Annotated in this window: 10 protein-coding genes; 7 read left to right on the top strand and 3 right to left on the bottom strand. The window is 47.5% G+C overall.

The window, feature by feature from the left end; translation table 11 throughout:
* Positions 1-65: 65 nt before the first annotated feature.
* From CEQ32_RS07715 to CEQ32_RS07725, 3 genes are all read right to left on the bottom strand, one after another.
* Positions 66-1,079: an HlyD family secretion protein gene (locus CEQ32_RS07715; RefSeq protein ID WP_122040750.1), complete on the bottom strand. Its 1,014-nt coding sequence runs from the start codon at positions 1,077-1,079 to the stop codon at positions 66-68.
* Positions 1,079-1,777, bottom strand: coding sequence for a TetR/AcrR family transcriptional regulator (locus CEQ32_RS07720; RefSeq protein WP_088585800.1), 699 nt, complete (start codon positions 1,775-1,777; stop codon positions 1,079-1,081). The genes CEQ32_RS07715 and CEQ32_RS07720 overlap by 1 nt, the downstream gene beginning before the upstream one ends.
* Positions 1,778-1,951: 174 nt before the next feature.
* Positions 1,952-2,299 carry a hypothetical protein gene (locus CEQ32_RS07725; RefSeq protein ID WP_037416982.1) on the bottom strand — a complete coding sequence of 116 codons (348 nt, stop codon included), beginning with the start codon at positions 2,297-2,299 and terminating at the stop codon, positions 1,952-1,954.
* A 490-nt stretch (positions 2,300-2,789) separates the two neighbouring features.
* On the opposite strand from CEQ32_RS07725, the gene CEQ32_RS07730 reads away from it, so the two are divergent.
* The 7 genes from CEQ32_RS07730 (at position 2,790) to CEQ32_RS07760 (ending at position 12,518) form a co-directional block, all read left to right on the top strand.
* Entirely contained in the window at positions 2,790-3,647 is an 858-nt protein-coding gene (locus CEQ32_RS07730) for a hypothetical protein (protein WP_037431013.1), read from the top strand.
* A gap of 10 nt (positions 3,648-3,657) precedes the next feature.
* Positions 3,658-4,986 carry a DUF4785 domain-containing protein gene (locus tag CEQ32_RS07735; RefSeq protein ID WP_055646969.1) on the top strand — a complete coding sequence of 443 codons (1,329 nt, stop codon included), beginning with the start codon at positions 3,658-3,660 and terminating at the stop codon, positions 4,984-4,986.
* Between the two features lie 373 nt (positions 4,987-5,359).
* Positions 5,360-8,611, top strand: coding sequence for a winged helix-turn-helix domain-containing protein (locus CEQ32_RS07740; RefSeq protein ID WP_055646970.1), 3,252 nt, complete (start codon positions 5,360-5,362; stop codon positions 8,609-8,611).
* A 19-nt stretch (positions 8,612-8,630) separates the two neighbouring features.
* A complete protein-coding gene (locus CEQ32_RS07745) occupies positions 8,631-9,008 on the top strand; it encodes a DP-EP family protein (RefSeq protein ID WP_055646971.1) in 378 nt (125 codons plus the stop codon).
* 102 nt (positions 9,009-9,110) lie between these two features.
* Positions 9,111-10,160, top strand: a complete 1,050-nt coding sequence (locus CEQ32_RS07750; RefSeq protein WP_088585801.1) for a transposase — start codon at positions 9,111-9,113, stop codon at positions 10,158-10,160.
* A 266-nt stretch (positions 10,161-10,426) separates the two neighbouring features.
* Positions 10,427-11,446 carry a diguanylate cyclase gene (locus CEQ32_RS07755; protein WP_047539132.1) on the top strand — a complete coding sequence of 340 codons (1,020 nt, stop codon included), beginning with the start codon at positions 10,427-10,429 and terminating at the stop codon, positions 11,444-11,446.
* Positions 11,447-11,507: 61 nt separating this feature from the next.
* On the top strand, positions 11,508-12,518 hold the full coding sequence (locus tag CEQ32_RS07760) for a hypothetical protein (protein WP_088585802.1): 1,011 nt from the start codon (positions 11,508-11,510) through the stop codon (positions 12,516-12,518).
* Positions 12,519-12,610: the final 92 nt, after the last annotated feature.

The raw sequence follows: 12,610 nt of genomic DNA on the forward strand, positions 1-12,610 counted from the left end.
CGCGGTTGATGTTTCAGCCGCTGATGTCCCAGCGACTGTTCCCCCTGCTGAAGCCTGTTGTGCACTCATGGCAGTTGTACCTCAAGGGCCATTCCCGTGGGTAAATCCTGCCCCTCTAGCGCAATATCAATATCGGTCAGATACATCAGTCGTGCCCTATCGCGTTCATTTAAGGCATAAAAAGGAGTGTAAGCCGGTTGACTGCGAATATTACGCACAGTGCCTGCAATAGGCTGCGTGCGGCCATCGACAAGGATCTTCACTTGGCTACCCGCCTTGACCCTATCGAGCCAAGTCGCAGGTAGATATACCCGCACATAGGGATGCTCAATTGCCAATAAACCAATAAGTTGGCTACCTGCGGCCACCCTGTCACCCACCCGCCAAGGCAAGGTATCCACCATTGCGGCTCTCGCCACCACTAGGCTTAAATCCTTGAGGGCTTTTTGCTCCTGCGCCACGCCAGCCATGGCCGCCTCGACTGCGGCTCTGGCTTGCTCGAGTTGCTCGCTGCGGGTGCCGTTTTGCAGCAGTCTTAGGCTCTGCTCGGCTTCGGCTTGCTTGGCAAGGCTGGTATCACGCGCCGCGCGCGCAGCATCTAAATCTGCTTGACTGAGCACCTTAGTCTTAAATAACCGCTGCGTACGCTCAAAACTCTGCTGCGCCTCTTTAACACTGGCATTGGCGCCATCAAGGGCGGCGCGGGCTTTATCTATGTCTTCCGAGCGAGCCCCCGTTACCGCTTCCGCCAGCTTTGCCTTGGCTTGCTTAAGCTCGGCCTGACGCTGGCTAAGGCGCGCCTGAGCGGCGGTGCTGTCAAGCTCAAGTAACACTTCCCCCGCCTGCACTTGCTGGCCTTCGACCACATTTATCCGCTTGATCAACTCCCCCACAGGGGCGGTGAGGGTTAACCTATCGCGCTCAACCGTACCCAGCACTCGGGGGGATTCATCGCCGCAGGCCGTCAATTGCAGCAACAGCGCCGCGACCAATAGACTCGTCACCAGCTTGCCCCATCTTTGGGGATATAGTCGTCGCGCCTTAACCGACATCACAGCTAACCCATTAGATACACTCATCATTCACTCCTAGGTTCACGCAAAACGCCCTGGGTAAACACCTGCATATTGTGCAGTGCCAAACGTTGTAAGTCCTCGGCATTGCTACTAAACAGGCCAAACTGACGCATTAAAACCGGGGGAGCAATCAGCGGAAACACCATCAAACTGATAAAACTCAGGCGCACTAAATTGGGGTCTAACCCTGCTTTGAGTAATCCAGCATTCACTAATGCCGACTCAACCCATTGGCGCGAGAGGGACAGAATTTGCTCAAACACCGACAACATGATCCGATAGGCCTCGGTGCCATCGCCTTCCTGCAACACACGCACGATTAATCGGGGTAATCCGGGATTAGGTGCCATCACCCGATAATAGATCTGCATCAGTTCGCCAATATCATTAGGTGCTTGAGCGCAGGAGATTTCACGCAAACGCGCAATCACAGGCTCGAGGGTTTCACGCACCATCTGCTCGAATAGCCCAGCCTTAGAGCCAAAGTAATAACGAATAAGCGCCGCATCCACCTCGGCCTCACGGGCTATTTCACGGGTAGAAACAGTGGGATAACTGCGTTCACTAAAGAGCGTCACCGCGGCGGTGATCAGCCGTTGACGTGCATCAGAGTTGCCCTTCGGACGACCCGCAGCCATAGACAGCCCAGATTGGGCGGCAAAGGGAACCACACCTCTTGGGCGACGAGGGATAAGCGACATAAGCCTCTCCGGCAGAATTCATCTATTGATGAATATACTGAAAAGCTGCTGGAAAAGGCAGCAGTTAAATTCCTCATTTTGGTTAAAATTGAGGAATTTAACCTAAAAGCTTAAGCCTAAAATATCAGAGGTTTAAAACCACTCTTAAGGCTTGTATTTATCTTTGATGAAATCCTAAGCCCCTTTGACGATAGCGCTTAAACGCTCAATAAATTGCTGCACCGCCTCAATGGAATCAAAACTAAAGGCCAATCCATAGTGGGTTTCAGTCAGACTTTTATGTAAACGTTTGGGAAATCGCGTCATTTCCGCGCTGTGGTAATAGTCATATTTAGCATGCACGCCTGCTAAGGTGGTAAATTCACCCGAAAATATCTCAAACGCGGGGCGAATAATCAGTTGCGGTGTTTTGCCATCCATATGCAGGTAAAAGGCTTCCTTAGTACCTGGCAACATATATTCGGTAATGCTCTTCACCGAAAAATTGCTACGGCAATTGAGTTCGGTTAAACAGCGGCTCATTTCCTGTTGTGTGATGGCCAAAGGTGCCTCCCAATAAGTGTGAAAACGCTATAGAACCAATAACGATCCAAAACGTTAAAGTAAAAATAATTTTTGAGCCATCCCAGCCAATTCAAACGGCTAAATACGCTATACGTTTTATTAGCGTTTACTGATCAAGCAATTAGCTGTCGGTTAGGTCATATTAAAACAAAGTCAAAAGATTGTCGCTATGTCATTAAATTGTATAGCGAATTTTTGCTTGCCAGCCCCAAATGTTGCGACTAGGTTAATAAGCCAGAGTAAGAGTCTACCCTGTCCACCATAGCAAGGTCACTCAGCTTGTAAACTTTTACTCCCAGTGGTTTTACTGCGCAGCATTCCTTAAAACCAGCCTAAGATTGCCTTGCACCAGAGTGCAGCGATGTCAATCGACACAGACACCTGATTAATGTTCACGATTGCAATGCACTGTAAGGCCGCGCTCAATCACTAGAGATGAGAAACACCCATGAAGATAAAAAACACCTTAATGCTCTTGGGTCTGTTAGCTGTCAGCCCCGCGGTTTTTGCCGCAACAGGTATCGCCTTTGTTCACGGAACCGGAAAACAAACCAATGCGTTAGCCGACTATTGGACTTCGGAATTTGTTAACTCAGTGCGCCAAGGGATACCCGTCCCCAATAATTACACTGTCATCAACTGTGACTTCGACCAATATATGTGGGAAGAAGCCGCCGCGGGTTGCCTCGCCACTCAGCTCAATAGCTTTATTCAAGCGAAGAATATTGATGATTTAATCCTGCTCACCCACTCTAATGGCGGTAATGTGGTGCGCTGGATTTTATCAAACCCCACCTGGGACAGCCGTTATCCTGCGGTGATCAAAGCCACCTCCAGAGTCATCGCCCTCGCGCCATCGAGTGGCGGCACGCCGCTGGCCGATGCAGTCAATCAAGGCAATGTGTTCGAAACGACTCTAGGTTGGCTCTTAGGCTATGGCAGCAATGCAGTCAAACAGCAGCAAGTCGGCTGGATGGCAAACTACAACAACACTTGGCTCTATGGCACCTCGGGTCGCCCGAGTTTAGGTAAGCCCTTCGAGGTGGTTGTCGGCTCGGATGTGGATTCCGCCATTTGGGACAGCGACAGCTACTGCGCTGGCTATCAATATCAGGTCGCCCTCGAAACCACCCAAAACTGGCTCGATAGCTGCTCCGACGGCTTCTTAAATTGCAGCTCCCAAAAAGCCGCAGGCACAGTCTGGTTCACCGATAAACAAAAGACCCGAGGCCAAGAACCGTTAAGCCATCAGCAGAGTCGCCGTGCCTGCTTTAACTTAGACACGCTGATCCGCAATCATATTTAAGGAGCTCACTATGCCACCTTTTACACTCCGCACCTTAAGCAAAGCGGTCAGCTTGGTCATCTTTGCTAGCCTGCTCGGTGCCTGTCAGGATGATTCACCCACGCCTGAGCCACAAAAAGAAGCCAGCCCAATGTATGCCAAGGGCTTAACCTTAGCCGCGCCGACGCAGAGCGACCTTGTCGATACTAATATCGCCTCGCCAACTCTCGCGCCAATTAATACCAGTACCGATTACGTCAGCTTTATCACTCCGCTCTATGGTGAATACCAAGCCAGTCAACCCGTGCTTGAGCAGGCAAGCCAAAGTGATGAGTATTGGCTAAATGTCACCGGCGCCGAGCTAAATGCTGGCGTGCAGCTCAACTTAAGCCAAGCGGGCAGCTTAGTGCGGATTGCGCCCCGTGGCGATGTCAGCACAGGCGCCTTAATGCATGCCGATGCCGTTGCCCCCGAGCGGGTGCAAATTCAGCGGATAGGCCAAACGCCGCAGGGGAAAAACGCCAGTCCGCAAGCCACGGAATCCTTGGTTAAATCGCTGGTGAGCGCCGACGCCCTAGCAAGCGCAGGCTTAGCCGATGACTCCAGCGCCCTGCAAATGTCTGAAAAAGCCACGGCCGGAGAATATCGCCTACAAGTCAGCCAGCCCTTGGTCGCTAAGGCGAACTATTTGGTCAACGTGAAGGAAAAAGGCTCGCCCTATCAACTAAGCATCAAGGCGCCCAGCGCAATTGCGGCCGATGCCCAAACGGTTGGGGTAAAACTCGCCTTAAGCCAAAGCGATAATCAATTTGCGCCTAAGGCCAAACTCAAACAAGCCGATGGTACAGAGCAAGCGCTGGCCATGGTGAAACAGGGGGATGAATGGCAGGCTTTAGTGCCCGCAGACTTGCCCCTCGCCAGCAGCAATGCGGGGCTGAGTGAAATCGAAGTTACAGTCCAGACTCAAGTCGATGGCCGCCCAGTGCTGCGCACGGTGAAAACCGCCTTTAAGTCCTATGTCAATTCCGCCAGCATCAAACCAGAAGTATTGACCATCTGGGATAAAGGCGTGCCAAATCAAGTCAACTTTGAGCTAACTGTCGCCGAGGCGGGACGCTTTGGTTTGAGTGGCGTGCTCACGGGCACCAATGCCGAGGGCCAAAAGGTCGCGATCATGCGCACCCAAGCGGCGACTTGGTTAACGCCCGAATCCCCCAAACTCAAGCTGATGTTTGACCCCAAACTTATCCAAGCCTCCGGTCTACAACCGCCCTTTGAACTCAACGAGCTAGAGCTGCAAGACCAAGGGCAAATGGCACGGTTAAGTTTTCAGGCCAACGCACTGGTGCTTACGCGCTAACTCAATTTAGCCTAACCTATTTCTCCCTTCCCAACCGCTTTGAGTGCCCACCTTGGGCACTCTTTTTTTACCCGTCATCCGAGTTTGTGCTGCCAAGCCAAGCGTTTACCCAAGCGAAAGTGCAATTATCGCGCAATCCCCCAACCCTGTGACAACACATGGGTATCAGCACAACATGCTGTCACAATTTCAAGATAAAATTTACATTGATTATAAAAGCTTACTTCTTTTAAATAACAAGGAGTCTAGGCATAATGCCAATGTTTTGACGCAAAACCCCATAGCAACATATGCAAATGGAATATAAAAATAACAATGGCTAACGGCACCGCGATTCCTCCGCCTTAGTCGATGCTCAAGCAATGGAAATCCTATGAGTGACAGCACATTTTTTTTTGGTGAATGGCAAGTCAATCCCAGCGCCAACAGCCTACTCCTTGGTAAACAAGTTAAACAACTTGAACCTAAGGCAATGGATGTGTTGTTATTTCTCTGCCAAAACGCCGGTGAAGTGGTCAGCAGTGACGAAATTGTCAGCCATTGCTGGCCTGGGGTCGACACGGGCGACAATCCACTGCATAAGATTATCAACCAGTTACGTCGCGCCTTAGGCGATAGTGCCACCGAATCCCGTTACATTGAGACCATTCGCAAACGTGGTTATCGCACCTTAGCCGAGGTGCGCTTTCCCGTCGGCCACGAGGCCAGCGCCACGCCACAAACTTGGCAAGGTGGTTCGCCGTTTCCAGGCCTGCAAGCCTACAGCGCCAACTATGCCGACGTGTTCTTCGGCCGTAGCGAACAAATTAGCACGTTGCTGAATCGCATTAGCCAGCAAATCCATTTTGGCCGCGCCTTCTGCTTAATTTTAGGCCCCAGTGGTAGCGGTAAATCCTCCTTAATTAATGCCGGCGTATTGCCTAACCTCATGGCCGCCAATGGCTTTAATGGCGTTGGGGTTGTGGCCTATAGCAGCCTCGATTTTGCCGATGTCAGCAAGGGACAACTGCTCACCGATTTGGCTAGCGCCATGCTCGACTGGGAACTAAACGACACCCCAGTATTTGAGGGCATGAGCGCAGATACGCTTGCAGCCAAGCTTGAGCAAGATCCGCAGAGCATTGTCGAGATATGCAAACAAAGCCTTAAAAATCATGCTTATGCGACGCCACGCTTTAGCTTATTTATCGATCGATTAGAGGTGCTATTATCATCGCCGCTGTTTAGCGACGCCGAGCGCAGTGCCTTTATCGAGTTGTTAGAGCGTCTTGCCACTTCCCATGCGGTGTTGATTCTAAGTGCCTGTCGCAACGATTTTTATCCGTTGCTGGTCAATTACCCCAGCCTGATGGCGGGCAAAGCCCGCGGTGCCCATTTCGACTTAGCGCCGCCCACGCGCACCGAGCTGTTGCAAATGATCCGCCTGCCGGCGATTGCCGCCAATTTAACTTGGGACATTGACAGCGACACCGCCATGCCGCTCGATGAAATGCTCTGTAGCGATGCCGCCAGCAATCCAGATGCGCTGCCCATGCTGCAATACACCTTACAGGCGCTGTATTTACAACGCAGTGACGATGACAAACTATTGGTCTCTGTGTATCGCACCTTGGGCGGCATCGAAGGCGCTATCGGTAAAAATGCCGAGCAGGCCATCTCCCATTTAACTGAGGCCGAAAAAGCCAGTCTGCCGCGGATTTTGTCCCTGTTAGTCACCCTGCGTGAGGATGAAAAATCCATCACCAGCCGCACCGCCCGCTGGTCGCAGTTGCAAAGCGCGGCCGAAACCGCCCTAGTGCAAGCCATGGTCGATAGCCGCTTATTTGTGTCCCATCTGCAAAATGGTGAACCCTGTTTTAGCATCGCCCACGAAGCCCTGCTGCGCCGCTGGCCAAGGGCGACGGCGTGGATCAGCGAACATAACGACAGCCTCAGTATTAAGAGCCGACTACAGCATTTATCCCAGCGCTGGCTAAGCGAAGCCAAACACAGCGCCTATTTGCTGGCCGAGGGTAAACCCTTAAAAGAGGCCCAAAGCCTTAGGCAAAATCCCTTATTTGACTTAGACGAGCGAGAAACCGACTTTATTGCCGCCTCCAGCAAACGCGCCACTATGCTGCGCTGGACGAGACGCATCACAGTCGCCCTGCTGTGCGTACTCACCTTAACCTCGGTCATTATGAGTGTTCGCAGTATCGAAGCCGAAAAGCTGGCCCAGCAAAAACGCCTCGCCGCCGAAGATCTACTCGGGTTTATGGTGGGTGACTTCGCCGATAAGATGCGCGGCATCGGCCGGATGGACTTACTCGATGGCATCAGTAATAAGGCATTGGAATATTTCACGGATTTCTCCAGCCAAGACGATGAGAAGTACTTAAGCTTCGATGCCCGCTTCCAACATGGGCAGACCTTAGAGGCCATGGGCGAAGTCGCCTATTCACGCAATAAAATCGATGAAGCCCGCAGCGCCCTACTCGCCGCGCAGGAAAAAATGCTGCCGCTGCTCGAATTGCAGCCAGACAACTTAGCCCTACTAAAAACCTTAGGTGCCAATGCCTTTTGGTTGGGACAGCTTAAATATGATGTGAGTGATTGGGCCGCATCGCGCCCGTTCTTCGAGCAGTACTTAGCCTATAGCCAAACCATGTATGCCCTAGCGCCAGAGGATAAAGATGCGCTGATGGAGCTGTCCTATGCCCATAACTCGCTGGGTTCTGTTTCCATAAACCAACAGGAATTTGCTAACGCGCAGCAAGATTTTGAGGAGTCATTACGATTAAAGCTATTGGCACTGGCCAAAGCCCCCGAAGATAGCCAACTGATTGCCGATGTGGCCGATACTCGTTCTTGGTTAGCCAGCGCAGCTGTATCACAAGGAGATATAAATACGGCTATCCAAATCCATGAGGAAATACAAAAAACCTTGGCAACCAAAAATCTTGAAAAACAACCTTATTTGCTCGATAGGCTCACAGGAAGTTATCAAAACATCGCCACACTTTTAAGTTATCAAGGTCGCCTAACAGAAGCGTTGAATAAAGCCTCTTTGGGACTTGCTACTATTGAGTTTGCATTTAAACAAGACCCTGAAAATGAGCGTTGGAAAAGATTAAAATATTATTCTTATTCACAACTTCTTGAATTAAGCACAAGTAAAAGCCAATATTTGGAAATTGAAAAATCAACTAACATCAATTTTGATGACAAATCTTTATTGGTCAAGTCCTCAACATACAAAGATATCTCTGCAAAAATCTTCTTATCCGAAGCAAAACTCATGCTAAATATTGGGAACTTAAATGAGAGTTTGCGACATGCAAAATTAGCAACCGAATCATATAGAGAATTAGTAAACGATTTTAATCAAGAAATCACCTACATAGCAAACCTTGCTATAAGTGAGTTACTACAAGCTAGCATCTATAAAAAACTTGGCCAATCACCTTACAGCATCGAGTTATGTAAAAAGGTAAAACAACAAATAAAGCCTTTTACTGAAAAAAACAAAGACCCAATATTTATGATTTCCTATGCAAAATCGCTAGATTGTTTAGGGGAACTTGATACACATAAAGAACTTATTCTTTTTTTAGAAAAAAAAGATATTAAAAATATTCGATTCTAACCACAGAAGGAAAATAAACATGACGGCACCACAAGGCTTTGCACAATTTATTAAAGTGAATGTCACCCTAGAAAATGGAGAACCTGTATTTATCTATACCGATGCAAACGGGCAGCAGTGCCCAGGTGATGTGACCATTACTCAAGCGGGTACTGTAACTTACCTGCTCAATGACCAAACCGGTAAAGGGCTAAAATTTGTCGGTGTAGGTTTTGTGACCCCGTTTGATGAAATTGTTGATGCAGTCACCATCAGCAGCGATGGTATGTTAGTGCAACTTGTTGACCTAGATAGAACCCCAGGCACCACTAAATTCCAATTTGTGTTGAGTAATACAACAAATACCTTACTTGTGTTAAGCCCAGATCCGCAAGTTATCAATCATCCTAAAAACTGAGGTCTACAGCCTTAAAAGCGGGGACAGCCATGTCTTTTTGTGCTTTGTCCCCTCTTCTACTAGTCTTTAAATTATCTTCACCTTGTCTGTTTGGAGCGGATAATGACCTCGGCCAGAAGAATGCTTATCGATGCCAATACAACACCCTTCTATCATGTGATTAATCGCTGTGTCAGAAGGGCTTTTCTGTGCGGTGAGGATAAACTCACTGGCCGCAGTTATGAGCATAGACGTGGCTGGATTGTCTATAAAATCAAAGCATTATCCACCATCTTTTGTATCGACATTTGCGCCTATGCAGTGATGAACAACCATTACCATTTAGTGCTTAAAATTGATGTCGAGAAGGCCAAATCGTTAACGCAAAAAGATATTATCAGCCGCTGGTGCCAAATCACTAAAGGCCATGCCATTGCCACTAAGTATATGAATGGTGATGCATTAATCGACGGCGAACGCATGTTACTCGATGCCTTAATTGCCGAGTGGCAAGAGCGATTAAGTAGTATCTCTTGGTTTATGCGATGCTTAAATGAAGAGATCGCCCGTAAAGCCAATCGAGAAGATGAGTGTAAAGGCGCCTTTTGGGAAGGTCGTTTCAAATCCCAAGCGTTACTAGATGAGCAAGCTTTACTGGCGTGTATGATGTACGTAGATTTAAACCCCATTCGAGCAGGGATTGCCGATTCTTTGCAATCCTCTGATTTTACATCGATTCAAGAACGTCTAAATGCACTTTCCCCTAACAGCGTCACACCACTGATAACCCAACCCCCTGTAGATAACACTCAACCATTACCACGCAAATCCCTTGCAAAATTTGAGGGTGCAACGCATCTCCATCAGCAAACGGGCATCCCCTTTCATTTTGCCGATTATCTTGAGCTTATCGATTGGACTGGCCGCGCCATCCGCCATGATAAAAAAGGCTTTATCGATAACCTACGACCTAAGTTGCTTAATGAGTTAGGGATTGCATCCGATGCCTGGTTACTTTCAGCCAAGGAGTTTCGTCGCCAGTACAGTGGTGTAAGCGGTCGATGGGATGCAATGTGTGCATTTAAACACAAGCAAGGTGGCAAATGGTGCCGAGGAAAATCCCATAGCCAAGCACTACATCCCGAGCAAATTAATGGACTTACACTGCGTTAAATTGCCCCAATAACAAATATTCGACTCAATCTTAATGCTTAAGATTGGGGGCTATCTAGTCTCAATTTTGCGAGATGTAAACAAGCGCCTAGCTAACCATGATCCTAATTGCAGACAAAACGACTCAGAAGGCAAAATTTAAAACATTTAAAATCAAATAATTACACCAGAAGGTAAGCAGAAGGTATCTTTTCTTCCACCAGAATAAAGTCATCCTCAGAAAAGCGCCTAGCGCAGATGATTAAAGTTCACGGAGAAAGATAACAATGACAAACTCACCGAAACTGGCTCGCCAACAACCCGCCTTATCTATTGTCGATGATGCTGCATTGCCCGCAACTCAACCTGCAAAGAGTGCCGAGCTACCGCTGAACTTTTTCGAGCATTCTTCCCTCGAGACAATTGAGCTCTTTATTCAACATTTAACCGAAGCCGTGATCTTAGTGAATGCCAATGGCTTTATCCGTTCGTGCAATCAGCGCAGTGCTGAGCTGCTCGATTGCCCGCAGGCGACTTTAAAGGGCCAAGACTGGCGCAATTTTTTGACCGAACATCATCAAGCGCGCTATGACAATCTCCTGAGCCACGATGTGCAATTAGGCACCAACTGTGGTCACCCCGTGCAGCACCCAGCGCAGGAAACCACACTGATCTGCGCCTCTGGCAAGGCCAAAGATGTGGAGTTGTCTATCTCTTATATTCCCAGCCATGAACCTGTGTTTGTGATGGTGATGCACGATTTAACTCAGCATAAGGCGGAAAACCAAAAGCTGCGCAAGTTGGCCGCAACCGACTCCCTCACCCAACTGGCGAACCGTCGCTATTTTGATGAAATGCTGCAACAACACTGGGAAGAATGCACCGCCAAACTGCGTCCTATCAGCGTAGTCATTATCGATGTGGATTATTTTAAGGTGTTTAATGATCAGTTTGGTCATATCCAAGGTGATGAATGCCTTAGAAAAATTGCCAAAGTGATCGCCACTATTGTGCCTATCGACATCGGTCTTGCGGCCCGTTACGGCGGCGAAGAGTTTGCGCTGATCCTACCTAATCACAATGCCAAAATGGCGCTGACCATAGCGCAAAAAATTCAGCAAGGGATTAATAATATTCGTTTTACTGACCAAGGGCTCAGGGATTATGTCTCGGTAAGTGCCAGCCAAGGGATTGCCAGTGAAGTCAATGGCCAGTTCCGTACCTCACTCGCCATGGTATGCGCCGCCGATACCGCGCTTTACCGCGCCAAGGCCGATGGTCGCGATAGAATTAATACCTCGCTGTGATGATATTTGTCTGAAATAAAACCAAAGGTTTATGCATGACATAACCACAAGGATGTCACCCATGAAAACCTCAAAAAACATTTGTTTAAGCTCGAATAACTTAGTTCAAGACCTCGCTCAAGAAACATCAGAAAATACGGCTAAAGTCGTTTTATTAGGCACGAAAACACTCGATATTTTCACTTGGCAAGCTTGGATAAAAAACCAACATGGAGGACTAGTATTTCAATATTGTTGTGAATTTAATCATACGGGCTTTATTGTGAAGATAAATGCACTTGGCAATATTGAATCGGTTGTTAATAGCCGATTATTATCGATTGAAATGGCTTCGATGTCAGGTGGTTTAAATGATGATTATTGGCATTTATTATCCATCAGCTACCAATATCATAAGCTAAAATGTTATATCGATGGCGATGAAATCGAAGTTCAACAGCAAATTATCCCTTTAACAGATAACCGTGTATTAAAGGCTATGTCCAATAACGCATTATCTTTTGAAGGAGAAATGACTAACATCAGTTTAATTGAACACTACTTAACAGACTATCAAATCCTAAATTATTATCTGCAACCTGATAGTCAGTCATCTATCACCGAAAACAATATTTATACTGCACAAGATAAACATTCCCTAAAAAACATTCATTCAAACCCACTTAACTCAACAAGGCAAGATGTGATGCTAGTTATTTTTAATGATACTAAATATAAATTCATTAAAAACAATCTAACCACAAATAATTTCAAAAAACAGCTATCTAATATTATTCCAGCCAATGATCGTTGTGCTTATATAATTGAATCAAATAATCAAAATTGGCCACACTTTATTTATCATGCTAATTATTTTTACGAAGAGGATCCCGATATTGCGTTAAATTTTGATATATTAAAATCTCTCACACCTAATCGTTCCCGTGTTCATTTGCAGCTTACCAACGAACTGACATTTGATTGCTTTATCAGTCAATCTACTTCTAGTCGATTAATCGCCGAAATTCGTATCAGTGAAAATACCGATTTTACGCTAGCCAAACACGCTCTGCGCTTTATTAAGGATTATTAAAATCCTAGGATTGATCGTTGCTCGCTCCGACAAGCGGATGAGCACTTAAAGACTGAAGCTATCCCCGTTATAGCCTGGGTCATGAAAAGCCC

The organism is Shewanella sp. FDAARGOS_354 (assembly GCF_002209245.2).
GTDB classification, from domain to species: domain Bacteria; phylum Pseudomonadota; class Gammaproteobacteria; order Enterobacterales; family Shewanellaceae; genus Shewanella; species Shewanella xiamenensis.

What these genes read in the sequence shown, in the direction of transcription:
- CEQ32_RS07740 (WP_055646970.1), top strand. Translation starts at nt 5,360, where the DNA reads ATGAGTGACAGCACATTTTTTTTTGGTGAATGGCAAGTCAATCCCAGC.
- CEQ32_RS07725 (WP_037416982.1), bottom strand. Translation starts at nt 2,299, where the DNA reads ATGAGCCGCTGTTTAACCGAACTCAATTGCCGTAGCAATTTTTCGGTG.
- CEQ32_RS07760 (WP_088585802.1), top strand. Translation starts at nt 11,508, where the DNA reads ATGAAAACCTCAAAAAACATTTGTTTAAGCTCGAATAACTTAGTTCAA.
- CEQ32_RS07730 (WP_037431013.1), top strand. Translation starts at nt 2,790, where the DNA reads ATGAAGATAAAAAACACCTTAATGCTCTTGGGTCTGTTAGCTGTCAGC.
- CEQ32_RS07715 (WP_122040750.1), bottom strand. Translation starts at nt 1,079, where the DNA reads ATGAGTGTATCTAATGGGTTAGCTGTGATGTCGGTTAAGGCGCGACGA.
- CEQ32_RS07735 (WP_055646969.1), top strand. Translation starts at nt 3,658, where the DNA reads ATGCCACCTTTTACACTCCGCACCTTAAGCAAAGCGGTCAGCTTGGTC.
- CEQ32_RS07750 (WP_088585801.1), top strand. Translation starts at nt 9,111, where the DNA reads ATGACCTCGGCCAGAAGAATGCTTATCGATGCCAATACAACACCCTTC.
- CEQ32_RS07755 (WP_047539132.1), top strand. Translation starts at nt 10,427, where the DNA reads ATGACAAACTCACCGAAACTGGCTCGCCAACAACCCGCCTTATCTATT.
- CEQ32_RS07745 (WP_055646971.1), top strand. Translation starts at nt 8,631, where the DNA reads ATGACGGCACCACAAGGCTTTGCACAATTTATTAAAGTGAATGTCACC.
- CEQ32_RS07720 (WP_088585800.1), bottom strand. Translation starts at nt 1,777, where the DNA reads ATGTCGCTTATCCCTCGTCGCCCAAGAGGTGTGGTTCCCTTTGCCGCC.